The following is a 23,956-nucleotide window of genomic DNA, read 5'->3' on the forward strand; positions in this document are numbered from 1 at the left end:
TCCCGCCCGTCCTTTTTGGACGGGCGGGACGCCCATCCCACAATAACAATTAAAATTGTAAGTTATTTAATTCGCGAGCCTTATGGGTAATCGACCGGACATAATATGAATGGCGAATATAATTCGCTCTTCTACAAAGAAATTCCGCGCCCAGCGAGGCTAGAATAAAAGATGGTAAAAAACTGATTTTCTATTACTTAAAGTAAAGGGCGGCTTGATATAAAACTTGTTCTTGATGGGTTAACAAAGTGCAGTCAGAAAGCGGGTAAGCCACACAAGTAACAGCATAGCCAGCTTGCAATTCTGACGGCTTCAAAAACTTTTGTTCGCTTTGGTCGATTTCACCACTCAGCAGTTTGACAACGCAAGCAGAACACTCTCCTTGCTTGCATCCATTCGGCAAGCGGATACCGGCATCTTCTGCCATATCTAAGATATACTGGTCGTCTGGTACGGAGATCGTGCGATCGAGCGCGATCGCCTCATTCACCAACCGAACTTGATAAACTGCCATTTTTTCCTTATTCCTCGCGAAAGGGCGGGTTTACGATGCTGTTAGTCCTAGCAAATATTTCGGGTAAAACCCGCCCGTACAACTAGAAAGGGCGGATTTATATCGTGTATATCTAGACAAGTGCTTCTTGATAATCGAGATTTTCATCTAGATAAATAGCCCGAATATCCTCCGGCAAGTTGGATTCTAAAGTTTGATATCCTTTTTGCAGCAAAGCCTTTACCTGAGCGGGCGAAATAGCTTCGCCTTCTGCTTGTAAATAAGCTGCAATTCGAGTTTCGCTCCAGCGGAAAGTCTGAGCCATCAACACCACTAAACGCGGCAGCGGCGCTAACAATTCTAAGGCTTGTTTGACGTAACACCACAGGGGAGGCGGCGCCGATTGCAAAGAGTAGTGAATCGACTCAACAGGGGGCAATTCAGCTTGATTTATGCAGACTGCGGTGACATTAATCAGCCAGTTTTGGAGACTGAGATTTTCGCCATCAGACTCTTGGATTTCGCGACGCAAATCGAGGCCTCGGAGTTCGTGATAGATGTGCAGCCAAGTGTGGGCAAACAGGTAATCGCCTTGTACGGGCGATCGCACGGAATGGCGAATCAGGGAGTGTACAATTTGAGCATAGCGGCAAAAAATCGCCGTGAAGAACCTACCTTGATCGGGATGGTTTTGAAACAGGGTCAATAATTCCTGATCGCTGTGGTGAAACAGGGATTTGACCACAGGATGGTTGAATTCGGAAAAATTAGGTGTTTGCACAATTGTTCTGTAACGGTTTTGGGAATCAATGCTGGTGCAGCCCGATTCTACAACACGATATACATTTGATGCAAGTGCTTAAAAAATATGTTGATAATAAAGTCAAATTTATTATATAATTAAGTTGTAGATGACGGTGAATAAACCTCAATTAGTATAGTGAATCTTATTGGTTCAGTGTCACCTACAAAGGTTGTTTAAAGGGTAAATTCTTTGTATGTCTAGCATTAATACTGGTATCGAATGGACTGACAGAACGTGGAATCCAACGACGGGCTGCGATAAAGTCAGTCCGGGCTGTACGCATTGTTATGCCGAAGCATTAACAAAAAGGTTTCACACTAATTTTCCTAACGGTTTTGATTTAACACTGCATCGCGAGCGGCTGCAAGAACCCAAACGCTGGCGAAAACCGAGCCGCATTTTCGTAAATTCGATGAGCGATTTATTTCACGAAGAAGTTCCTTTTTCCTTCCTTCAAGAAGTTTTTGAAGTGATTCGAGAAACTCCTTGGCACGTATATCAAATTCTGACCAAAAGACACGAACGCCTTCGCGAACTTGCAGATAAATTAGACTGGCATGACAACATTTGGATGGGAGTTTCTGTTGAAAATCAAAAGTACGTTGACAGGATTGATTGTTTGCGAAAAGTACCTGCCAAGGTCAGATTTCTTTCGTGCGAGCCCCTTTTAGGTGCTTTGGATATTGACTTAAAAGGCATTCATTGGGTAATAGTTGGGGGAGAATCTGGACAAAAACACCGTCCCATGCAAGCAGAATGGGTTGAGAGTATTCAACAGCAGTGTGAGGAGGCTGAAGTAGCGTTTTTCTTCAAGCAATGGGGAGGTAGAACACCTAAAGCGGGTGGGCGACTTCTGGATGATAAAATTTGGGATGAGATGCCGGAAGCATGGGATAAACATCAAAGGCAATTCAATGGCTACACTTTCAGGATGAGTCGTAACTCAAATAAAGTAGTAGCACCTACTTTGGTAAAAATGTAACTGTCACCTTCTCTCCAAATGTAATTTCTCCTTTGTACTTCCTTCGTTTACTGGCAGGTGGATCTGCTATTATTTTACCTTGTTGTTCGAGTTTCTTAAGAGCTTCTTTGTAATTTTTACTAATGTAGCGCTTGCCAACATGATGCTGATTGTAAATTTGTTCCATAGTCATCGTCTGAGCGGCAAATTCATCCAACAACAAATTTTCCAGCTCATCCAGAGGACGGTAAAGCTCATATAATAGGGGATATCTAGGTGGAGCGGGATTGTATTCAAAAGAAGAAACACCTTGTTTAGCGCTAGAGCTTTCTCCAGCCATGATTTCTTTCATGATTGAATAACCCAAAACATTTTTTGAGACAAAAATTAAATGATGGGTAGTCCGATTACCGCCTTCATTTTTAAAGCAAAATGGGAGTACATATGAGCCACCTATTTCTTTCAAAGCCTGAGAGATAGCCTCCACAATTATTAACTCTCGCTCCTCTGGTTGCTTCGATTCAAGCTGTCCCCTAAGATTGTCGGCTCGTTCTTTACCGAAGAGATAATTCATGTGCTTCTCTACGGCTGTATTATGCAATCCCATGTTGATCCGGTTGTAGTTAAAGAAAAATATACAATCACAACCCCAATCTTTGATGACCGCTCCAATTAGCGCAAGTGACAAGCCTTTATAACCCCAAGGGTCGATAAAGAATAGTGTAGGAATCTTAGTGATTTGTTTAATTGCTTGAACAATTTCTTCTCCAACCTCCTTATTTAAAAGTATTGGCTTATGGGTTAATCTGCCTATATCTGGGATGGATTCTATAGCCTGCTGGAGAGACTGAGTATTATTTGAGTCCTTATCATTAAACAAGGTTACTAGCATTTGTGACATATCTGGATCGGCAATAGCACGTTCCAAGATAAGTAATGGAGTAGACTTAGAACCGTCTTGATAGCGACCTGGCCCAGAGAACAAATCAATATAGGCAATTTTATTACTCCATTTCTTTGCTGTGGGTATAATTACCTTTGCCCAGGCCCAAAAGTATTTAGCAACTATTTCTGATTTTACTAAAGAATTATCTCTGGACTCATCAAAGAAAGAACTGTCAGGCATCACAGTCACCTCTACAATTTAGTTAATTTTACTGCGGCTACATAATTGTACCATATCCTCCACCCCCAGGAGTCTCAATGACAAACACATCCCCCGGCTGCATTTCCACACTCGCCGTACTCCCCAAATCCTCAACTTTTCCCTCAACCGTTTCAACATAATTCCGCCCAAGTTTCCCCGCTTCACCCCTATTCAAGCCGCAAGGAGAAATCACCCGCCGCCCCGATAAAATTCCCGCCGTCATCGCCTCCCGAAACCGTACTCGCCGCACAACTCCATTACCGCCGCGATGAGATCCATTCCCCCCACTATTAGCCCGAATTGCAAAACTTTCTAACAACACCGGGAACCGCCATTCTAATACTTCTGGGTCAGTTAAACGCGAATTAGTCATGTGAGTCTGAACCGCATCCGTACCGTCAAAATCTGCCCCCGCACCCGAACCGCCACAAATAGTTTCATAATATTGATAGCGCTGATTTCCAAAGGTAAAATTATTCATAGTTCCCTGAGAAGCCGCCATCACTCCCAAAGCACAATACAAAGCATCCGTAATATTCTGCGACGTTTCCACATTTCCCGCAACCACCGCCGCCGGATAGCGCGGATTCAGCATACAGCCTTCAGGATTGATGATTTCCAGAGGTTTCAAACAGCCCGCATTCAGAGGAATATCGTCATCTACCAAGGTGCGGAAAACATACAACACAGCCGCTTTACACACCGCAGCCGGAGCATTAAAATTGTTAAATTGCTGAGGAGATGTGCCAGTAAAATCTATTTTTGCACGGCGCGCAGATTTGTCAATTGTAATCGCTACCTTAATTTGTCCGCCGCTATCCATCTGATAAGTAAATTCGCCATCACTCAAAACCTCAATTACCCGCCGCACCGACTCTTCCGCATTGTCTTGTACGAAGCCCATATAAGCTTGCACAGTCTCTAATCCATAATGTTCTACCATCTTGAGCAGCTCTTCTACGCCGCGCTTGTTAGCAGCAATTTGTGCTTGCAAATCGGCTATATTTTGAGCGGAATTGCGAACAGAAAAATTACCCGCTGTCAAAAGTTCTAGTAATTCTTTTTCTCGAAAATTGCCCTCGCTTACTAACAGGAAATTGTCAAGCAATACACCTTCTTCAGTTACTGTTGTACTGTTAGGAGGCATGGAACCGGGAGTAATGCCGCCGATGTCCGCGTGGTGTCCCCGCGAGGCAACATAAAACAAAGGAAGGGAGGAATCATAATTAAATACTGGAGTAATAACGGTGATATCTGGCAAGTGTGTGCCGCCGTTGTAGGGGTTGTTAGAAACATAAACATCGCCCGGTTGAATCGCATTGCCTTGTGCTAAAATTAAAGCTTCAACGCTTTCGCTCATCGAGCCTAGATGTACGGGAATGTGCGGCGCGTTGGCAACTAATTGCCCGTTTTTGTCGAAAATTGCACAGGAAAAGTCGAGACGTTCTTTGATGTTGACTGAGGAACTTGTGTTTTGCAATGTGACGCCCATTTGTTCCGCGATCGCCCGAAACAAATTATTAAAAATTTCCAGCAAAACCGGATCGGATTTAGCCGCAGATAAACGCGAATGAACGCCGATATTATCTGCGTCCATCTGCGTGCATCTGCGGTTCAAAATTAAATCATTATTTTCGGTGATTTCCCCTTCCCAGCCCGGTTCTATGATATTAGTTCCCGTTGCTTCAACAATCATAGCAGGGCCTTCTATGCAGTCGCCCGATCGCAAATCGTCTCTCTGATAAACAGGCGTTTCCCGCCAGCCGCCACCCACATACATTTGCACCGTTGAAATTGGTTGCACAGGCAAGATGCCTGTGCCACAAGAGGGGGAAATTGTGGATGCTTCTGGCACATCCATTGTTTCTACAACTTCCACCGAAACCGCTTCCACAATCAGCGGTTTTTCTGGCATAATAAAACTGTAACGCTGTCGGTGGGCTGCTTCAAATTCAGCCTGCATCGCTTCAATATTGTCAGCAAAATTGACCGCCAAAACCGAGTCACTCCCCTGATATTTTAAGCGCAACTTGCTAACAACTAAAACCTCAGACTCATTCTCTGTGTTCTCTGCGCCTCTGCGGTTCAATTCCCTCTTTCCCTCAGCCTCCAATTCGCTTAAAATATAATGCAAATCAGATAATAATTCTGTATTTAATTGTTGCTCGATCGCCCTTTCGCGAATAGCCCGCACATCAGCCAAACCCATACCGTAAGCCGACAACACGCCCGCATAAGGGTGAATAAATACCCGTTTCATCCCCAAAGCATCGGCGATCGCACAAGCGTGTTGGCCGCCCGCACCGCCGAAACAGCACAAAGTATACTCCGAAACATCGTAACCGCGCTGAAGCGAGATTTTTTTGACAGCATTTGCCATCTTTTCCACAGCGATCGCCAAAAAACCCTCCGCCACCTCTTCGGCCGTCCTCTCGCCCCCAATTTCCCCCGCTAATTGCCCAAATTTTTGCTTTACTACGTCAGGGGCGATCGGCAAATCTCCATTCAATCCAAATACTTTCGGGAAAAAATCCGGTTGAATTTTACCCAACATCACATTGCAATCAGTCACCGTCAAGGGGCCGCCTTTGCGATAGCAAGCGGGCCCAGGATTGGCCCCTGCAGACTCCGGCCCGACGCGGTAGCGAGCCCCGTCAAAAAAGACAATTGAACCGCCGCCGGCTGCTACAGTGTGAATTGCCATCACGGGCGATCGCAATCTCACCCCAGCAATTTCCGTCTCAAATTCGCGTTCGTATTCGCCGTTAAAATGGGCAACATCTGTCGAAGTTCCGCCCATATCAAAGGTAATAATTTTATCAAAACCTGCCTTTTTGCTGGTTTGAACTGCACCGACAATTCCCCCAGCAGGCCCGGATAAAATACTGTTTTTTCCTTGGAATTGTGCCGCCTCCACTAAGCCGCCATTCGATTGCATAAACATTAATTTGGGGCATTGGGAATTGGGCATTAATAATCCCTCGTTCCCGGAATCTGCCTCTATTAATTGACTTGTTACTTGTTCGACATAACGCCGTAAAATCGGAGATAAATAAGCATCGACAACCGCAGTATCTCCCCGCGAAACTAATTTCATCAGCGGGCTGACTTCGTGAGATACTGAAATTTGAGTAAAGCCAATTTCTTTCGCTATTTTAGCAACTTGTTTTTCGTGTTCCGAGTAGCGGTAGCCGTGCATGAATACGATCGCACAACTGCGAATTCCCTCATCGTATGCTTGCTGCAAAGACGGGATAAATTCGGGATTGACAGCAGTTAACTCCTCACCTTGAGCACTGTAGCGTTCTGCAACTTCAATAACTCGATCGTACAGCATCTGGGGCAAAACAATGTGGCGCGCGAAAATATTCGGGCGGTTTTGATAGCCAATTCTCAGCGCATCGCCGAAACCTTTAGTAATTAACAGAATTGTGCGATCGCCCTTTCGTTCCAGCAAAGCATTTGTCGCTACCGTCGTCCCCATTTTAATCGCTTCAATTTCGGCGGCGGGTATAGCTGCGCCGGCGGGAATTCTCAAAATCTCGCGAATTCCTTGAACTGCGGCGTCGGTGTAGCGTTCCGGGTTTTCCGACAGCAGCTTGTGAATGACTAATTTACCGTCGGGGCTGTTGGCGACAATATCGGTAAAAGTGCCACCGCGATCGATCCAAAATTGCCAGCGAGTGCGATCGGGAAAAGTAGGATTCATATCTCTTTTTTTTGAAATTTTTGCTTGATTAATTTACAAGTATTCAACAAACTTCTGTTCAAGTCAATTCATAAAATTCATAACTTCGGGTCATAAAAGTCATAATTTCTGGTCAATCCAACTAGCACGCGCTCGATCGTGTTAATTTATAGATGTCGAATGCCCTTGACTAACCCCTGACAAACACCAGCCAGAAAATCTAAATCCAAAGTCTCAATCCTATCGCTTTCTCGATGATAATGCGGATTTCGCATATTAGCAGTATCAGTCACCATGATAGCGGGATAACCATTATCCCAAAAAGGAACATGATCGCTGCGGCGAGTATCCGGCACAATTAAACCTCGATTCGGCACCGGCAGCCACTCGCAGGGCTGACCAGATTGGCGAATTTTGCCACTCAAATTAATCAAATCGGGAACCGTCCGCAAAGTGCCAATTAAAGCAATAAAATTGCCACTATTGGGATAAAAATATTTCAAGCCAGCGGGATAGCTTTGAGAATTAGGATTATGGTTGCAATAACCCAACATTTCCAAAGAAATCATTAACCGGATTGACTTTTGCTGTTGCTTGTATTTAGCTGCATGATGACTGCTTCCCAAATAACCGTATTCTTCCATATCAAAGGCGACTAATTGCACTGGATATTTGAGCGGCGCAGATGCGATATCCCTTGCGAGTTCCAGCAAAACAGCAACACCAGTAGCATTATCATCGGCCCCAGGCGATCCGGGTACAGTATCGTAATGAGCACCAATTACGATCGGCTTTTCTTGCTTCTTTTCTTGCTTCCCCCCTTTAGCAAGGGGTGATTCTTCTTGCTTCCCCCCCTTAGCAAGGGGGGGACTGAGGGGGGGTAAATCCAAAATCAAATTGTGATGAATTCGGCCGCGCACGGAAAAATCGTCAATTTCTACAGTTCCCCACTGTCCCAACTGTTCCCGGATGTATTGCTGAGCATAAAAATGCCCTTGGGATGCGAGGTATGGATTGCGATCGCGTACAATTTGAATCAGATGGCTGTGCAAGCGTTCTTTGAGATTCATGCGATCGGAGATACAATGAGTACACTAAGATTATATGGGATTGAATTATGATTGGAGAAGTCAGGATCGAAAATTATAAGTCCATTCAAAAGCTGAAGCTAGAATTAGGACGACTAACTGTATTGATCGGTGAAAATGGCTGCGGAAAGAGCAATATCCTAGAGGCGATCGCCCTTGCTTCTGCGGCGGCTGATGACAAGCTGGATAACGAGTTCTTAGCATCTAGGGGCATCAGAGTTACAGAACCTCAATTGATGCGATCGGCTTTTGAAAAGGAAAATTTAGATAAAGATATCAGCATTGAAATTAGAGGAAATAATGACACAATAAAAATAAGGTTTATTTTAAATAACGATAATACACCCTATGCTCGATGGAGAAATCATTTTTACTATGGGATTTCAGAAGAAGAACGGAATTTAGAAAGAGCCTATAGGCCGCTTGCTGCTTGGGAATATAATAGTTTTTTAGACAGCCGAGATCGACAATATCAATTTATCCGCAAAACAAATATCAAAACACTTAAAATACAGGAATTTATCATTTACTCTCCTGAAAATATCGCCTTACGTACTTTTGAAAAAGAAGGGCAAATTCAACCATTAGGGATTAATGGAGAAGGCTTGTTTAAACTATTAAAAGTTTTGAATTCAGATAACCAGGAGCAGCTTAATGAAATCAATAAAAAACTGCAATTAATAGATTGGTTTCAAGATTTTGAAGCTCCTCCCAATTTATCAAGTATTCAAAACTCTCTCCAAATTAAAGATAGATACTTAGATCCAGATTTAGCTTACTTCGATCAAAGAAGTTCTAATGAAGGCTTTTTATTCTTGCTTTTTTACTTCGCTTTATTTATTAGCGATATCACGCCTAAATTTTTTGCAATAGATAACATTGACGCTTCTCTCAACCCCAGATTATGCCGCCGATTAATGCAAGAATTAGTCGAATTAGCAAAAAAACACGACAAACAAGTTATATTCACAACCCACAACCCGGCAGTTTTGGACGGTTTGGATTTAGGTGATGAGGAACAGCGGCTGTTTGTGATCTACCGCAGCCAACTAGGTCATACTAAGGCTATACGTATTCTCAAACCCAAACCTCTGGAGGGACAAGAACCTGTAAAATTATCAGAGGCTTTTTTGAGAGGCTATATCGGCGGACTTCCTGAAAATTTTTAATATGATTAAGTTTGGATTGATTACAGAGGGACTTACTGACCAGATTGTTATTAAGAGTATTTTAGCTGGATATTTCAACAGATCCGATCTAGTTATCAGATCGCTGCAACCAGAAATAGACAAAGACAAAAACTATGGCGGTTGGACTCTAGTTTTTGATTATTGCAAGTCAAACATTTTTCGAGAATCATTTCAATATAATGACTATATCATTATCCAAATAGATACAGATGTTTTGCTGGATTACCAAAATTCTAATTATAATATTCCCAAGCGAGATGAAAATGGTAATGAATTTACTCCTCAGCAGTCGATCGAAAAAGTTATTGAAAAATTCAGAGATACGATTGGTGAGGATTTTTATGATAAACATCAACAGCGGATCGTGTTTGCAATTTCTGTTGACTCTATTGAGTGTTGGTTCCTCCCACTGTATTATACCGACAGTAGAAAAGCTAAAATTACAAACTGCCTCGACACGTTAAATCGGGAACTGGCGAAAAAACACAATTTTACGATCGACGCTAAGGCTAAAAATCCTGAATATTATCGAATAATTTCAAAACCATATCGCAAGCATAAAGTTTTGATGAAGCATTACGCAGATAATCCCAGTTTAAAAACTTTTATAGAACAGATTCAAAGCAGAGACATTAAGATTGGTGGTGAAGAGGATTGGTAATGAAGCAAGTTATTATGTCCTATAATAGAAACATAGTTATCGGAGATTACCATGCAAGCATACAAACTTAGAGGTAAAATCGATGCAACTGGCAACTTGGTAGTTGTGGAACCCGTGAATATGCCGCCGGGAGATGTAGAAATCATCGTCTTGCAGCTACCTGATACGGTTAAACAAGCCAGCGCGTCAGAAAATGCGATCGCACCTGAAGCACCTCAAAAAAAGTTTAAAACTAATGTGAAGGCATTTCAAGGTTTATTCGATCGAGATGCTGTACCGGAAACGCTGGATTTTGACGATCCAGACAAACAAGCAAAATGGGAATATTTAAAAGAGAAACATAACTTGTGAAAATCCTGATAGACACCAATATAATAGTAGATGTTGCGCTCGATCGAGAACCTTTCTTTTCTGAGAGCGATCGCATTTTAACTTTTGTTGAAGAAGCAAAAATTCAAGGCTATATTTCAGCCTCAACTTTTAGCGACCTTTACTATATTATCCGCAGAGACAGAGGCCGCGATTGGACGCTGGATTTTTTGAGGCAGCTAGCCACATTTTGTCAAGTCGCAACAGTAGATAACTCTGTTATTTCAATGGCATTAACTTGCAACTTCAAGGATTTTGAAGATGCGATTCAGTACAGCACTGCTGTCATCAATCGAATTGATGCCATTGTCACCCGCAACCCGCGAGATTTTCCGGTTACTACTCCTAGGATTTTAACTCCAAATCAGTTAATTCTTGAATTAACTGATTCTCCCTAAATTTCTCAAAGCGCTAAACTTCTGATTCCAGTTCGCTAACCCGCAACTGCACGGGTAATTCTACAGAATTCAACTCAGACGACTCTAACAATCCTGTAGCTTCAACTTCTGCACTCGCTTCACCGTGCCGCACTTTTCGCAACTTCTGGGCCAAAGTATCCCGCTGGTTAATCAAATAAATACTAACCAAAGTCAGCCCAACTCCCATCGATTGCAGCGGATTGAGCACTTCGCCCAAGAACAAATTGCCGAACAGCAAAGCAAATACAGGCGTAAGAAAGGTAAGAGAACTTAAACTGGTTAGACTGCCACTCGAAGCAAAATAAAAGAATAAACCGTAGGCGATCGCACTTCCGAACACAGTAGAATAACCTAACGCCATCCAGCCCGAAAAATCGATATTCACAAACTGTTCAGACTCAGTTGCAGCCGAAATTGCCAACAGCGGCAAACCGCCCAAAATCATGTGCCAACCAGTCGCCACCACCGGGTCAACATAACGGCAAACCCAGCGCACCAAAACCGTACCCACAGCCATCGACAAAGCAGCCAACAGCATCAACCATTCTCCACCCTGAAACAACTGTTCGATACCCGCAGAAACCTCCCTGTTTTCAGGATGAAAAAGCCCCAAAATCCAGCCATCGGGCAACCCGATCAAACTGATGCCCGCAACGCCAATAACTAATCCCAACCAGCCCCAAAAACCAATTTTTTCTTGAAACAGCCACAAACACAAAATCGCCACTGCTAGCGGCTGAGAATCAATCATCACCGAACCCAAACCCGCACCGGTTCTCGCCAAACCTTCGGCTAAAAAGCCTTGAAACAAAGTAGCGTCAACCAAAGCAAACAGCGAAATCCACAGCCAAGCTTTCCAACCCTGGGGCTGTGGTTTTCCCATCAGCGCCGCCGCCAGCAGCACCAACACACCCGCAGGTACTAGACGCACGAATGCCACAAACAGTGGCGTTGTATGCGGCATCACCCCCTTCATCGCTACCATCGCGGTTCCCCACAGGAAAAACGGCGCAATTAGCAACAGCGGGGCAAAAGGTAGTTTTGAATCGGTAAGTTTTAGCTGCATGGCGGAGACTCCAAATAATTGATGAGATTGATTCTGGTGGGGATGATGTAGTTTTGTTAAGCAATTTTTACAATTATATATTGGTGTAGTCCTGGACGCACGGGTGGCCAGAAACCGGGTTTTTTCACCCACATATTTGCCTCAAACCCTGAATCTCTGCAAAAAACCCGGTTTCTTCAGTCTCATCGAGTGGCCTTCTTCCCTCTTCCTTCTTCCTTCTTCCTTCTTCTCTCTTCCTTCTTCCTTGAGATAAGGCACACTAGAAGTGAGATACAAAAAGTAACATTGCCCGAAACTGCCCATGATTTGGCCATTCAAGCCCCGCTACCGCAAACAAATCGCCCGTATCGAAATCACCGGAGCCATTGCCGGAGAAACCCGTAAACGAGTGCTAGAAGCTCTCAAAACCGTTGAAGAACGCAAATTTCCCGCCTTGCTGCTGCGGATAGACAGCCCCGGCGGCACTGTCGGCGATTCCCAGGAAATTTACAGCGCACTCAAGCGTTTGCGCGAAAAAGTCAAAATTGTCGCCAGTTTTGGCAATATTTCAGCTTCTGGCGGAGTTTACATCGGCATGGGAGCCGAACATATCGTTGCTAATCCCGGTACAATTACTGGCAGCATTGGCGTGATTATCCGGGGTAACAATTTAGAACGGCTGTTAGAAAAAGTAGGCGTTTCTTTTCAGGTGATTAAATCGGGGCCGTATAAAGATATCTTGGCATTCGATCGCGAATTGACAGATCCTGAACAGCAAATTCTGCAAGACTTGATCGACACCAGCTACCAGCAATTCGTGGAAACCGTTGCTGAAGCCCGGAAATTGCCTGTTGAGAAAGTGAAAAGTTTTGCCGACGGTCGGGTTTTTACCGGCCAGCAAGCCTTAGAATTGGGTTTGGTCGATCGACTGGGAACAGAAGAGGACGCTCGCCGCCTTGCCGCCGAACTCGCAGGCCTCGACCCGGAAAAAACCGAGTCTTGCACGCTAGAAAAACAAAAACCTTTCCTAAATCGCGTCTTGGGGAGTAGTCTGGATATATCCGGGCTTTCGGCTTACAAGAATTTGCTGGAATTCGATCTTTCTACTAGCGGTTTGCCGCTGTGGATGTATCGCCCGTGATTAAATAGTCAGTTGGCAGTTGGCAGTGGTAATTAGTAATTAGTAATGGGTAATTGCAACTAGCAACTGACAACTAGCAACTGACAACTAACAACTGACAACTGGCAACTGACTAATATGGAGGAAATTTGCGTGGAGTGGCAAGTGCGGGGGATTCGTGGGGCAACAACAGCTAGCGAGAATTCGGTGGCAGCAATTCGAGAAGCGGTGAGAGAATTATTAGATGAATTAGAAGCAAAAAATGATATAAATCCAGATTTAATTATTAGTGCTACGTTTTCTGCTACTCGCGATTTAGATGCTGTGTTTCCGGCTGCGATCGCCCGCGAACGTCCTCACTGGTGTAATGTTCCTTTGTTGGACGTGCAGCAAATGCACGTTGAAGGTGCTTTGGAACGCTGCATTCGGTTTTTAATTCACGTCAATTGGCCGGCAAATACTGAAATTTATCATCCTTATTTGCGGGGAGCTCAAAATTTGCGCCCCGATAGGAATTTAGCGGTGGCGGTGGCTGGGGAAAAATAATAGATTCACTTTGGGCTTGATTTAAAAGTTAACTCACCATTACAGGTGGGTTTATTTTTTACGGGATTTGATACAGTACAAAACCTGCCTTGGGGATATACAGCACTTTCCAGGTAAGTGAAGTACAGAGAAACCGGGTTTCTTGAATAAAACCGGTTTCTGGCGAGAAATCCAGAAGAAACCCGGTTTCTGGGGTGTACTTTATAAACCTGGAATCCGCTGTATGCTTAAAAGCTTTTATTATAAAAAAAACCCGGTTTCTTTGAGAAGCCGGGTTTTTTGTCAATCAGACGCTTTCTTGTGATGCAGCCTAATCCCTAAAAAAATGTCATATATAAAACTCCAAAAGTCCTTTTTCCCTTCCAATATTCCCAAAGTTTGAGGAGAACCTTTCTCATCCAACAGCGGCTTGACAGCCTCATAAGCAGGCTTGTAATTGTACCAAGGAATGGAAGGCCACAAGTGATGAATCAGATGATAATTCTGCCCCAAAATCAAGATATTTAGAATAGGACTAGGATATACTCTGGCATTTTTCCAGCGATCGCGCTCGTGAAACGGACGGTGCGGCAAATAATCAAAAAACAACCCCAAGGCCAACCCCACCACCAAAGCCGGAGAAAACCAAAAATTCAGCACGTAACCTAAATGGTCGTACTGAATGGCAATATACACCACCGCTACGACAAACAAACGGCTGAGAAACCATTCCAAGAGTTCGTATTTCCGCCACAGTTTGCGCTTAAAAAAGAAAATCTCGTGGTAAAAAAACCTCGCAGCAATCAACCACAAAGGCCCGCCCGTAGAAACATAATGGTCTGGATCGTTATCTGGGTCATTAACGTGGGCGTGATGCTGCATATGTACCCGCGTAAACACCGGGAAAGCAAAACCCAACATCAGCGCGCTACCGTGTCCCAAAATAGCATTAACTGTGCGATCGCGATGGGCCGCATTGTGAGACGCATCGTGAATCACAGTTCCAGCCATGTGCAACGCCAACACGTTCAGCGTAAAACAGCACCACTGCGGCCATCCCCAACACCAGAAACCCAAGTTAGAAATCACGATAATCACTACTGCACTCAAAAACAGCAGCAGTGTCGGATTCAAGTCACCGGGAGGACTCAGAAACTCTTTCGGCACTGTCAGCGGCCGTCCTGCCTCCGACATCTTTGTTAAGACTCCTTAATATTTCACACTTGCGTAGTATAAGATACAAGCCAGACAATAGTAAAGTTTTGTCAGGAACCTCAGCCTCAAGGCATGAAAGAACAGAGTTCGATCGCCAAAAACTAGCCTCTGCACAAACAGGAAAGTATTGCTGTTGTACAAGGATACCAGTCCTAGATTAGCCAAAAGAGCTCAGCAGACCAATTAAAATCAATGGGTATGTCTGTATTTATGTCAAGCCTGAGAGCGGAAAAATTTGCAAAAAAGAGCGCTCCCCAAGAAAAGATTACCGATCGGTAAAAAGTCAGATATTCTATATATTGTTCAATACCTACTTTTTTGACGACTATCAAAATTTTTAAGACTTGAGACTAGCATCATTGCTTGTAGTGCAAAGATGAAACGTTAGCCGAAATTTAAACAAGAAATCCACCTGCCTCCCCAGAACACCGCTGATGCAATTGCCAAAAGCCCTACGCCGGACTAAAATCGTCGCCACCATTGGCCCAGCAACTTCGGACCCACAAGTGCTGCGCCAGCTCATAGAAGCAGGTGCCACAACTTTGCGACTCAACTTTTCCCACGGAACAGAAGAAGACCACCAGCGCAGCATTCGCTTAATCCGGCAAACATCCTTTGAACTCAACCAGCCGGTTGCCATCCTCCAAGACCTCCAAGGCCCGAAAATTCGTTTAGGGCGCTTTGAGACAGGCTCTATAGTTGTCAAAAACGGCGATCCTTTCATTCTCACCAGTCGCCAAGTTCCAGGCACCGAACTCATTTCTTCCGTCACCTACGACCCCCTAGCAGACGAAGTTCCAGAGGGATCAGTGATTCTGCTTGACGACGGGAAAGTGGAAATGCTGGTCGAAAAAGTAGACCGTGCGGCGCGGGAATTGTACTGCCGCGTCGTCGTCGGCGGGCCACTTTCCAACAACAAAGGGGTGAATTTTCCCGGAGTTTACCTGTCAATTAAAGCGCTGACTGATAAAGACCGCAAAGATTTAATGTTCGGCCTCGACCAAGGTGTCGATTGGGTGGCGCTGAGCTTTGTGCGGAATCCCCAAGATGTGCTCGAAATTAAAGAGCTGATTGCCAGTGCGGGCAAGCAAGTACCGGTGATTGCTAAGATCGAAAAGCACGAGGCGATCGAACAAATGGAGGAAATTCTGACCCTTTGCAACGGCGTGATGGTCGCCCGCGGCGATTTGGGAGTGGAACTACCCGCCGAAGACGTGCCGATTTTGCAAAAGCGCCTGATTGCTACCTCCAACCGCCTGGGCATTCCGGTAATTACCGCTACCCAGATGCTCGACAGCATGGTCAACAATCCCCGTCCCACCCGCGCCGAGATTTCCGACGTGGCCAACGCGATTCTTGACGGAACTGATGCAGTGATGCTGTCCAATGAAACTGCTGTCGGCAAGTTCCCCGTCGAAGCGGTGGCGACGATGGCGAGAATTGCGGTGCGGATGGAGAGGGAAGGAATTAAGCGGAATATTAGGAATGTAGAAGATATTGGTCGATCGATCCCCAACGGCATCAGCCAAGCAGTCAGCCAAATCTCCGAACAATTGAACGCCGCGGCCATCATGACGCTGACCAAAACCGGCGCCACAGCCCGAAATGTCTCGAAATTCCGACCCAAAACTCCGATTTTGGCAGTTACTCCTCACGTAGACGTAGCCCGACAACTGCAATTAGTATGGGGAGTAAAACCCTTGCTGGTGCTGGATTTGCCCTCCACCGGCCAGACATTTCACTCTGCCATGACAGTCGCCCAGGAAAAAGAGTTAGTCTCCGACGGAGATTTAGTGGTAATGACCGCCGGTACTCTGCAAGGGGTTGCCGGATCGACGGATTTGATCAAAGTTGAAGTAGTGACAGCAGTTTTAGGCAAAGGCACCGGTGTCGGTTTGGGATCGGTGAGTGGGATGGCCAGGGTTGCTCGCACTGCTGCGGATGTAGGCAATTTCCACGCTGGAGAAATTTTGGTAGTGGAACACACCAGCGTCGCTTTTGTGGAGATGATTCGGAAAGCCGCAGGTGTGGTGACGGAGGAGGACAGTTTGACTTCTCACGCCGCGATTATCGGTTTGCGGTTGGGCGTGCCGGTGATGGTGGGCGTGAAGAATGCCACGCGGGTAATTCGGGACGGAACTATGCTGACGCTGGATATGCAGCGGGGTTTGGTTTATTCCGGGGCCAGAGGCGGTTCAACTGACACTGAAGTGACCGTTTAACTGTTGGTGAGTTGTAGAATTTTGAATTAAATTCTACAACTCGTTGCTTTTTTCGCTGAGGTTGTGCTATAATCCAAAATTGTCTGTGCCGATGTAGCTCAGGGGTAGAGTATTCGATTCGTAATCGAACGGTCGTGGGTTCAAATCCCACCATCGGCTTTGGGTTTCAGCGATTTTTGTCTGTCTTTAGTCTATGACTGAGCTCAAACTGTGATCAAAACGCAGTTTAACTGCTCAAAAATGCTCTCGGCGCCGAGAGCATTTTTATTTTCCCTAAATCCTTGTGTGGTGGAGATTATGAATTTTTTTAATCATATCGTTTCCGGTTGCATCGGTATTGTTCAAATGTCCAAACAGTGAGTTGTCATATCAATTCCGGTTTTATCGGAATGATGAAACCGCAGAGGACACAGAGGATACAGAGAAAGGGAAGAGAGAGATGAATACAGGACGATGCCAACGGATTTGATATCATATCGTTTCCGGTTGCATTTGAATAATAAAATTGAGTCAACATTTAACACTCAACCATTGAGTTTTTCGACCCAGAGTCAACAGTCAACAGTCAACAGTCAACAGTCAACAGTCAACAGCCAACAGTACAAACCTGACATCGTATTACTTTGGGGGCCGGGGGAGGCGAAAACTCAGGGGACTGAGGATTTGATTGAGAGTTCGCAGTTGTTCGGCGGTGCCCAAACAAATCAGCATATCTCCTCCTTCGATCGCAGTTTCTCCGGTAGGCCCGACAATCAAAGTCCCGTCAGCGCGCCGCACTGCTAAAACCAAGGCCCCCGATTGCGATCGCAACTTGGCATTTCTCAAAGTTTCCCCAACGTAGACACAACTATTGGGATCGACCAAAAATTCCTCCATGTAAAAAGAACTCTCGGTGCCGGTCAAAACACCGTCTAAAAAATCCATAACTTGAGGCCGCAAAGCCGCCGCCGCCATGCGTTTTCCCCCGGTAATGTAGGGGGATACGACGGCATCGGCGCCGCCCCGCTGCAACTTCTTTACGGCTTCTTCTGTGGTGGCGCGGGCGATCGCCCGTACTTTCGGATTCAGAGTTTTCGCTGACATGACAGTGTATAAATTCTCGGCATCCGAAGGCAAAGCTGCTACTATGCAAATTGCGCGATCGATCCCCACACTCAGCAAAATTTCGTCCAGAGTCGCGTCTCCTTGGACAGCCGTGTACCCCAGTGCCAAGGCTGCCTCAACCGACTGTACCGCCGAATCTATGACCACAAAAGGAATATTTTCGGCCTGAAATTCCAAGCCAATCTGGCGGCCAGTGCGCCCAAAACCGCAGAGAATGTAATGCCCGATCAAAGAATCTACCAATCGTCGCTGCTGCCTAATTCTTGCTCCTTCTTGAAAATATCCTTCAATCAGTGCTTCTGTAAAGCGGTTGACGATGAAACCAATCACAATCACGCCCATCAAAATCAGGCATATGGTAAACATTCGCCCGCGTTGACCGAGGGGCTGAAGTTCACCGTAGCCGACAGTGGCTAGGGTAAATACTGTCATGTAAGCGGCATCGAGCAAAGACCATTTTTCCACCTGCCAATACCAGAGAGTACCTGTGCAGAAAATGCCGCCCAGGGCGATGACTCCGCCCGTTAAGTCTTTTTGCAGGCGCTGGTACTTTTGTTCTAGAGTTGAATACACCGATCGGGCTTACCTATTACCTATTAGCTGCTACTAATTTTAACGATATCAGCCCTAGACGCAGGGGCGGTCAATCGATTTTAGATTTTAGATTTTAGATTTTAGATTTTAGAGGCGACCCCACGGATAAATGCGGGGGGTTGAGGATTTTCGATTTGGGATTGACTTGCGCGAGATAAATCACGTGGCGGGTACCACCTTTGAAAATCTTGGTCAAAAAGCCAGTTTCTGCCTAGATACTTTGCTGCCAAACTCAACATTTTGACCGAAAGCATCCAGGATACAAGCCACCGAATTTATCTCGCGCAAGTCAATGCTTCAATTCTTTAATCTAAAATCTAAAATCTAAAATCTAAAATCGATTAACCCGGTTTTTTTTGCGTGAGTTCCGACTGAGTTCCAATCCCGTCGCAGAGGTGGCGATTGCTGGGATAGGCGATCGGATTTGTCTGAAAATAATTGCGGGCTCCATCGCAACCCTGCTGCAACAAATCGTCAAGATTAAAATTCCACAGCATCACCGTACCGTCAGCGCTAGCAGTAGCGATCGCTTTGCCGTCTGGACTAAAACTCGCACTCCAAACAGCATCCTTGTTACCTTTTAAAGTTTTGAGCAATGTACCGTCAATGTTCCACAGCCTCACCATTTTGTCTGTGCTTGCAGATAGCAACATTTGACTGTCGGGACTAAAGCTGATATTAGTCACTCCACTTGTATGCTTTAAAATACTTAGCGGTGTGCCGTCTTTGCTCCAAATTCTCGCAGTTCCCCCAGCACTTGCAGTCGCCAGCATTGCTCCATCTGGACTGAAAGCTACACTCATTATTTTATCACTTTCAATCTGTAAAGTTCGGAGCAATTTGATATCGGAGCTTGCTTCAATTGACTGCTGTTTTTGCAACTTTTCCACAATCTTTCTCAAACTCCAAAGTTTAACAGTGCCATCAGTGCCAGCCGCAGCAATTATCTGACCGTCGGGGCTAAAACTCGCGCTGGTTATCCAACCTCGCTCGACTTTTAAACTTGACAATTCTTCACCGTTGATTTTCCATAGCTTAACTGTTCCATCGGCACTTGCTGAAGCAATAATTTTACCATCTGGACTCAAACAGACGCTTGTTATTTGACCGCTGTGTGCTTTTATATCATGAATTAACTTGCCATCTTTTTGCCAAATTTTGAGAGTTTGGTCGTCGCTTGCAGAGACAATTATCTGACCGCTAGCATTGAAAACTGCCCTGATAATTTTATCAGTATGCCCTGTTAATGTTGCTTGCAAAGTTCCATTAGTTTGCCAAAGCTTGATATAATTATCATCGGTAGCAGTCACAATTGTTTGACTGTCGGGACTGAAACTCGCGAAAGCAAGGGTACTGGCTTGACTCTGCAAGCGGCGGCGTTCCCGAAAGTTGTAAACTGCCTGTTCTAGGGCGATCGCCACTCGCATCTGAATATCTGAACTCACTCCGAGCGATCGTTTCATTTCTGTAACAGCTCTGATGCTTTCTAGCAAAGCTTCTTCTTTTTTATCCGCAGCAAATAGCGTTTCTGATAGCAAACTGAGAGTGAGAATTTTGTTGTTTCTTTCTTCGATTGACGGTTTTACCCAAAAAGTTACTATCAGGATTGATATTAATATGACTGCGGAGCCGGTAACTGTTTGCACTCTCAGTTGTTGCTCGCGCCAAAGTTTAGCTGCAATCACTTTTTTCTGCTTTTGTGCTTCGCTTAGTTCCTCTAGTAACTTTTTTTCGCGGCGCAGTTGTTCCATTTCAGCTTGAGTTTGTTTTTCGCGATCGCGCAATTTGGCAAACTCCGCTTCTTGACTTGCACCTAAAAATTGATAATCTTGGGTATTCAAGCTTTTATTTGCCGCCCACTGTCGGGCATCTTCCAGTGCTTGACCGCGCAACAAGCGAGATTCGTCTTGACAATTGGTAGCTATCCATGCTGTTAGGGATTCAGCATAGGGGCGCAAGTCGCCGAGCGCTTTTTCTACCCAGTCATGGCTGAATATAGCTGCGTAAATGCGGTTGGATACGGTTAATTTTCCGGCTCGTTTTACTACTAATCCGCTCAGCCGCAATTCTGTTTGTTCGGGAGTATCATCCGCGCAGATCCCCCCTGCCCCCCTTAATAAGGGGGGTTCTGAAGGTTGCTGATTTCCACTCAGTTGCTGTTCGGTTTGTTCGGGAGTATCATCGGCGCAGATCCCCCCTGCCCCCCTTAACAAGGGTAATTCTGGCATTTTCTCCCCCCTTATTAAGGGGGGTTGGGGGGGATCGCAGGGTGGCAATATTTTTTGATATAGTCCTAATAACCTACTGGCGCGGTGCGGACTTCTGAGAAGGCGATCGCGAATTGTTTTAATGTGTACTGGTTCATCGGACGATTCCCAATTATCAATAATATGAGATTGCACGATCTCGCTAATTAATAATTGATTTATAGTAATATTTTCAGTTTTGCTTTCATCCGTTGAATCTGATATAATAGAAGCCGACGCTAAACTTTTTACATGGTACAAAATCAGCTTGCAAAGCTTTTGAGTCAGAAATGGCTGCCCTCCAGTCCAGTCCAAAATCTCTTTTAAAACCTCTTGAGGATTCTCTACTTTTCCCTCAAACCCCTTTGCTAAAGGCAGAGCTTCTTGTAAGTTAAAACCGTGCAATTCAATAGGTAAACCGATATTGAAGGGCGTGCGAGTTGCATCGCTAATTAAATCCGATGGGGTAGCTACTCCCAGCAAAGCAAATGTAATGCGCTGGTATTCTGAATTGTGAGCGCGTTTATTGTAGCAACATCTAATTAATGCAAAAAAATCGTCTAGCGGTTCTTGGAAACTCAGAACGCTATCAATTTCATCAATAAAAATGACCAGGTTTTGAGAAATTTTGACCAGCAGCAATTCTTCAATTAACTCTCCTAAGCGCTGCACCGGCGACATCAACTCTCTCTCCCGCCACCAAGCCATAAACTCGACTGGGTTAAACAGGTTGAAGCTGCACAAGAGTTTGTAAGCGACGCCGCCGTACCACTTATCTAGAGAGACTTGCTGGTTGCCAATGTCCGAAAGGTCGATCGTAGCACAAGCAATGCCATCAGCCGAGAGTTTTTGTACAGTTCGCACTAGCAAACTAGATTTGCCCATTTGTCGGGAATTGAGCACGTAACAAAACTCTCCGGCTTTGAGGGCTTGATAAAGTTCTGAGTCAGCTTGTCGCACTACATAAGTAGGTGCATTTTGCGGGAGACTGCCACCGATTTGATATTGGTAATCGACTGTCATGATCTAGCCTCTAGTTAGATTATCTGGTCATTTGTGTTGTGCCTGTGCTACAAGCAAGTTTACCATTTTCATAGGTGGGTTCCGCTGGTTTAATTGTACCGGGAGAATCAGCTTGGCAGAATATGGATATTGTTGTTATTATTCCATCTTTAGCAGCCTTGGGCTCAAATTTTTTAACAGGAACTAGAAAGACACCGCCGACATAACTCTTAAGTTGTGGTTGCTTGGAGACTCCATAATTAAAAGCAGTTTGCTTTGTGGCGCGAACTGAATACTTGTATTTTGTTGTCTCCGTTTTTATCCCAATTTCCAAAGCATTAACAGAAGTGGCAAAAGCACTTTTTTCAGCAAAGTGAGCTTGCTGCGCCTTGTTCATTGAGCTCACATACTGTTTTGCTTCCGACTGCTTGCTTCTATTGGTATTATTTAGATAAAATGGCAGAGCTATCCCATTCATTACTCCAATACCGGCTATAAGTAATAAGCATCCGCAACCGCGACAAGCTGCATTGCGAACTATTGATTCTTGATTGTTAGTCATGGTGTTGTCTCCTTAAATGGTATATACAATGCGAATTAAAGTCGGCGAGGCAGAGCCTCTGGATCTGCGTTACCAGGAAGAGCCTGGTAACGAGGAAAACGAGGAAAACGAGGGAATACTAATCTCTAAGCTCGCAGCTTTTGTACTTCTTTCCGGTCAATGGATGTGGGCTGAATCACTTTACTGCCGATCGCAAAATCGCGCAATTCCACTCTCGTAAACTTCACACCCCAAGGATCTGTCGTTGTATCCAACTCTTCCACTAAAGCATTATTAATCTCATGTCGAGCCGTGTAGAGTTCCTCAACAGATAATTTAGCAAGGTGAGTCCGAATTGAAAGAATCAGCATATTTAACATCGCTTCCTTGAGATTCTGCACTTTGTAGGAAGCTTTTTCTAAGTCAATGATTCGCCAGTACACAATAAAATCAACGGTGACGGCAACCCGATCGCGCGTCGTGCATTCTTGCGGTGACAGCCTTAAAATTTGCTCGCGCAGAGTTTGTTTATAGGCGACTTGTTCGACAAAGGGAATCAAAAAGGTTATACCCGGTTCGAGTTTCTTGCGATCGTACTTTCCGAAAATTTCGACTAACGCCTCATCTCCTTGACGGACGATTTTTACGCTGCTGGCTAAGGATACTCCGGTGATTGCAAACAAAATCGTCAAAAAATAGTGATACATAGTGAATCTCCTGCTAATTTTAAGCTGTGAACTAAAGATGATAGGATTTGCACATTGGGATTTAGAAACCGGGTTTTTTACGAAAATATTTCGTTAGAGCCCGCAGATTCGGTAAAAAACCCGGTTTCTCAACACAGCGTGCGTAATTCCTGAATGAATTGAGGTTAGTGCCAAGGTTTAGCCGTTGATGTGAATTAATCTGTCAGGTACAACAATCAACGTGTTTCCTTCGCGGCGCAAAACATAAACTTTTTGTCGGGGTGCGATCGCCCCTTGGGAATCTTCATTGCGAGCTTTCCACGAAGCCCCTTCATAAATCACCATTCCGGTTTCTCCGGGGAAAATTTCGGAGATAGTTGTCGCTTCCGTGGCTTCGGGAATGACAAACTTTTTGCGAACAATGAAAATTGGTCTAATCCAGATGCTCAGCGCGAGGGCTATCCCCATCCAGTAGAAGATTTGCCAGTCAAAATCTTCATACATTATGTTCGCCCAACTAAACTCAAATACTACAGATCCTCTCCACAAAATAAATGATTCAATTACAGCCGAAGCTCCCATCATTAGCAGGTAAAATCTGTATTTTTGGGGCTGAGTTTTGATGATTAATAGCTCGATCGCACTAAGCACAACTCCGATCAGCAGCCAGAATAGGGGGGGGGTGAAGGCGAAACCTGGTTGATTAGTGGCTGAGGCCAGCGACAAAATTAGGATAGAATACACAATGCTTTTACCTCGTTTTGATGGGATTCAACCTTGTTATTTCTAATCTAATCAGGTGGCTATTTGAGTTGGCGACTGAGTTATTTGAAAA

Annotated in this window: 20 protein-coding genes and 1 tRNA gene; 9 read left to right on the forward strand and 12 right to left on the reverse strand. The window is 44.9% G+C overall.

The window, feature by feature from the left end; genetic code table 11:
* Nucleotides 1-193: 193 nt before the first annotated feature.
* Together QT984_RS25450 and QT984_RS25455 are read right to left on the reverse strand one after the other, a co-directional pair.
* Nucleotides 194-514 (reverse strand): 2Fe-2S iron-sulfur cluster-binding protein, encoded by a 321-nt coding sequence (locus QT984_RS25450; RefSeq protein ID WP_333052864.1) that lies wholly within the window; start codon nucleotides 512-514, stop codon nucleotides 194-196.
* A 112-nt stretch (nucleotides 515-626) separates the two neighbouring features.
* On the reverse strand, nucleotides 627-1,274 hold the full coding sequence (locus QT984_RS25455; protein WP_333270119.1) for a sigma-70 family RNA polymerase sigma factor: 648 nt from the start codon (nucleotides 1,272-1,274) through the stop codon (nucleotides 627-629).
* 217 nt (nucleotides 1,275-1,491) lie between these two features.
* On the opposite strand from QT984_RS25455, the gene QT984_RS25460 reads away from it, so the two are divergent.
* Nucleotides 1,492-2,280: a phage Gp37/Gp68 family protein gene (locus QT984_RS25460; protein WP_333234530.1), complete on the forward strand. Its 789-nt coding sequence runs from the start codon at nucleotides 1,492-1,494 to the stop codon at nucleotides 2,278-2,280.
* Here the strand turns inward: QT984_RS25460 and QT984_RS25465 are convergent.
* The 3 genes from QT984_RS25465 to QT984_RS25475 all read right to left on the reverse strand — a co-directional run bounded on the left by QT984_RS25465 (nucleotide 2,261) and on the right by QT984_RS25475 (nucleotide 8,164).
* Nucleotides 2,261-3,385: a three-Cys-motif partner protein TcmP gene (locus tag QT984_RS25465; RefSeq protein WP_333375199.1), complete on the reverse strand. Its 1,125-nt coding sequence runs from the start codon at nucleotides 3,383-3,385 to the stop codon at nucleotides 2,261-2,263. The two genes, QT984_RS25460 and QT984_RS25465, sit on opposite strands and share 20 nt — an antisense overlap.
* Before the next feature lie 37 nt (nucleotides 3,386-3,422).
* Nucleotides 3,423-7,115: a hydantoinase B/oxoprolinase family protein gene (locus QT984_RS25470; protein ID WP_333375201.1), complete on the reverse strand. Its 3,693-nt coding sequence runs from the start codon at nucleotides 7,113-7,115 to the stop codon at nucleotides 3,423-3,425.
* 146 nt (nucleotides 7,116-7,261) lie between these two features.
* On the reverse strand, nucleotides 7,262-8,164 hold the full coding sequence (locus QT984_RS25475; RefSeq protein WP_333211917.1) for a M28 family peptidase: 903 nt from the start codon (nucleotides 8,162-8,164) through the stop codon (nucleotides 7,262-7,264).
* A 47-nt stretch (nucleotides 8,165-8,211) separates the two neighbouring features.
* Between QT984_RS25475 and QT984_RS25480 the strand changes: the two genes are divergently transcribed.
* Genes QT984_RS25480 through QT984_RS25495 form a run of 4 tightly spaced genes read left to right on the forward strand, consistent with a single transcriptional unit; the run spans nucleotide 8,212 to nucleotide 10,800 of the window.
* Nucleotides 8,212-9,351, forward strand: a complete 1,140-nt coding sequence (locus tag QT984_RS25480; RefSeq protein ID WP_333211919.1) for an AAA family ATPase — start codon at nucleotides 8,212-8,214, stop codon at nucleotides 9,349-9,351.
* Between the two features lies 1 nt (nucleotide 9,352).
* Nucleotides 9,353-10,033, forward strand: coding sequence for a phage tail protein (locus QT984_RS25485; protein WP_333211921.1), 681 nt, complete (start codon nucleotides 9,353-9,355; stop codon nucleotides 10,031-10,033).
* A 51-nt stretch (nucleotides 10,034-10,084) separates the two neighbouring features.
* Nucleotides 10,085-10,384 (forward strand): hypothetical protein, encoded by a 300-nt coding sequence (locus QT984_RS25490; protein ID WP_333052856.1) that lies wholly within the window; start codon nucleotides 10,085-10,087, stop codon nucleotides 10,382-10,384.
* Complete coding sequence (locus QT984_RS25495; protein WP_333314692.1) at nucleotides 10,381-10,800, forward strand: PIN domain-containing protein; 420 nt, start codon at nucleotides 10,381-10,383, stop codon at nucleotides 10,798-10,800. Before QT984_RS25490 ends, QT984_RS25495 begins: the two co-directional genes overlap by 4 nt.
* 13 nt (nucleotides 10,801-10,813) lie before the next feature.
* Here the strand turns inward: QT984_RS25495 and QT984_RS25500 are convergent, their stop codons facing one another.
* Nucleotides 10,814-11,887 carry a DMT family transporter gene (locus tag QT984_RS25500; RefSeq protein ID WP_333211925.1) on the reverse strand — a complete coding sequence of 358 codons (1,074 nt, stop codon included), beginning with the start codon at nucleotides 11,885-11,887 and terminating at the stop codon, nucleotides 10,814-10,816.
* A 301-nt stretch (nucleotides 11,888-12,188) separates the two neighbouring features.
* On the opposite strand from QT984_RS25500, the gene sppA reads away from it, so the two are divergent.
* Both sppA and aroH read left to right on the forward strand, forming a co-directional pair.
* Entirely contained in the window at nucleotides 12,189-13,007 is an 819-nt protein-coding gene (gene sppA / locus QT984_RS25505; protein WP_333052852.1) for a signal peptide peptidase SppA, read from the forward strand.
* Between the two features lie 117 nt (nucleotides 13,008-13,124).
* A complete protein-coding gene (gene aroH, locus QT984_RS25510) occupies nucleotides 13,125-13,532 on the forward strand; it encodes a chorismate mutase (protein WP_333052850.1) in 408 nt (135 codons plus the stop codon).
* A 282-nt stretch (nucleotides 13,533-13,814) separates the two neighbouring features.
* On the opposite strand, the gene crtR is transcribed toward aroH, so the two are convergent.
* Nucleotides 13,815-14,705 carry a beta-carotene hydroxylase gene (gene crtR / locus QT984_RS25515; protein ID WP_333052848.1) on the reverse strand — a complete coding sequence of 297 codons (891 nt, stop codon included), beginning with the start codon at nucleotides 14,703-14,705 and terminating at the stop codon, nucleotides 13,815-13,817.
* Between the two features lie 455 nt (nucleotides 14,706-15,160).
* Here crtR and pyk point away from each other — a divergent pair, with 455 nt between their 5' ends.
* Together pyk and QT984_RS25525 are read left to right on the forward strand one after the other, a co-directional pair.
* Complete coding sequence (gene pyk / locus QT984_RS25520) at nucleotides 15,161-16,948, forward strand: pyruvate kinase (protein WP_333052847.1); 1,788 nt, start codon at nucleotides 15,161-15,163, stop codon at nucleotides 16,946-16,948.
* An 87-nt stretch (nucleotides 16,949-17,035) separates the two neighbouring features.
* Nucleotides 17,036-17,107, forward strand: a tRNA-Thr gene (locus tag QT984_RS25525).
* Between the two features lie 459 nt (nucleotides 17,108-17,566).
* Here QT984_RS25525 and QT984_RS25530 read toward each other — a convergent pair.
* The 5 genes from QT984_RS25530 to QT984_RS25550 form a co-directional block, all read right to left on the reverse strand.
* The gene (locus QT984_RS25530; protein WP_333052846.1) at nucleotides 17,567-18,625 is read right to left on the reverse strand and encodes a potassium channel protein; all 1,059 of its coding nucleotides are present in this window, start codon (nucleotides 18,623-18,625) and stop codon (nucleotides 17,567-17,569) included.
* 362 nt (nucleotides 18,626-18,987) lie between these two features.
* Nucleotides 18,988-21,915, reverse strand: coding sequence for an AAA-like domain-containing protein (locus QT984_RS25535; RefSeq protein WP_333211930.1), 2,928 nt, complete (start codon nucleotides 21,913-21,915; stop codon nucleotides 18,988-18,990).
* A gap of 19 nt (nucleotides 21,916-21,934) precedes the next feature.
* A complete protein-coding gene (locus tag QT984_RS25540) occupies nucleotides 21,935-22,456 on the reverse strand; it encodes a type IV pilin-like G/H family protein (RefSeq protein ID WP_333233580.1) in 522 nt (173 codons plus the stop codon).
* Between the two features lie 125 nt (nucleotides 22,457-22,581).
* On the reverse strand, nucleotides 22,582-23,142 hold the full coding sequence (locus QT984_RS25545; RefSeq protein WP_333052843.1) for an SPFH domain-containing protein: 561 nt from the start codon (nucleotides 23,140-23,142) through the stop codon (nucleotides 22,582-22,584).
* A 177-nt stretch (nucleotides 23,143-23,319) separates the two neighbouring features.
* Nucleotides 23,320-23,865 (reverse strand): NfeD family protein, encoded by a 546-nt coding sequence (locus tag QT984_RS25550; RefSeq protein WP_333314680.1) that lies wholly within the window; start codon nucleotides 23,863-23,865, stop codon nucleotides 23,320-23,322.
* Nucleotides 23,866-23,956: the final 91 nt, after the last annotated feature.

The organism is Microcoleus sp. Z1_B2, assembly GCF_036700325.1.
In the GTDB taxonomy this organism is placed as follows: Bacteria; Cyanobacteriota; Cyanobacteriia; order Cyanobacteriales; family Microcoleaceae; genus Microcoleus.

Coding starts and splice junctions, on each gene's coding strand:
- QT984_RS25465 (WP_333375199.1), bottom strand. CDS start 3,385: ATGCCTGACAGTTCTTTCTTTGATGAGTCCAGAGATAATTCTTTAGTA.
- QT984_RS25535 (WP_333211930.1), bottom strand. CDS start 21,915: ATGACAGTCGATTACCAATATCAAATCGGTGGCAGTCTCCCGCAAAAT.
- QT984_RS25490 (WP_333052856.1), top strand. CDS start 10,085: ATGCAAGCATACAAACTTAGAGGTAAAATCGATGCAACTGGCAACTTG.
- QT984_RS25460 (WP_333234530.1), top strand. CDS start 1,492: ATGTCTAGCATTAATACTGGTATCGAATGGACTGACAGAACGTGGAAT.
- sppA (WP_333052852.1), top strand. CDS start 12,189: ATGATTTGGCCATTCAAGCCCCGCTACCGCAAACAAATCGCCCGTATC.
- QT984_RS25540 (WP_333233580.1), bottom strand. CDS start 22,456: ATGACTAACAATCAAGAATCAATAGTTCGCAATGCAGCTTGTCGCGGT.
- QT984_RS25470 (WP_333375201.1), bottom strand. CDS start 7,115: ATGAATCCTACTTTTCCCGATCGCACTCGCTGGCAATTTTGGATCGAT.
- QT984_RS25500 (WP_333211925.1), bottom strand. CDS start 11,887: ATGCAGCTAAAACTTACCGATTCAAAACTACCTTTTGCCCCGCTGTTG.
- QT984_RS25485 (WP_333211921.1), top strand. CDS start 9,353: ATGATTAAGTTTGGATTGATTACAGAGGGACTTACTGACCAGATTGTT.
- QT984_RS25545 (WP_333052843.1), bottom strand. CDS start 23,142: ATGTATCACTATTTTTTGACGATTTTGTTTGCAATCACCGGAGTATCC.
- pyk (WP_333052847.1), top strand. CDS start 15,161: ATGCAATTGCCAAAAGCCCTACGCCGGACTAAAATCGTCGCCACCATT.
- QT984_RS25450 (WP_333052864.1), bottom strand. CDS start 514: ATGGCAGTTTATCAAGTTCGGTTGGTGAATGAGGCGATCGCGCTCGAT.
- QT984_RS25475 (WP_333211917.1), bottom strand. CDS start 8,164: ATGAATCTCAAAGAACGCTTGCACAGCCATCTGATTCAAATTGTACGC.
- crtR (WP_333052848.1), bottom strand. CDS start 14,705: ATGTCGGAGGCAGGACGGCCGCTGACAGTGCCGAAAGAGTTTCTGAGT.
- aroH (WP_333052850.1), top strand. CDS start 13,125: ATGGAGGAAATTTGCGTGGAGTGGCAAGTGCGGGGGATTCGTGGGGCA.
- QT984_RS25480 (WP_333211919.1), top strand. CDS start 8,212: ATGATTGGAGAAGTCAGGATCGAAAATTATAAGTCCATTCAAAAGCTG.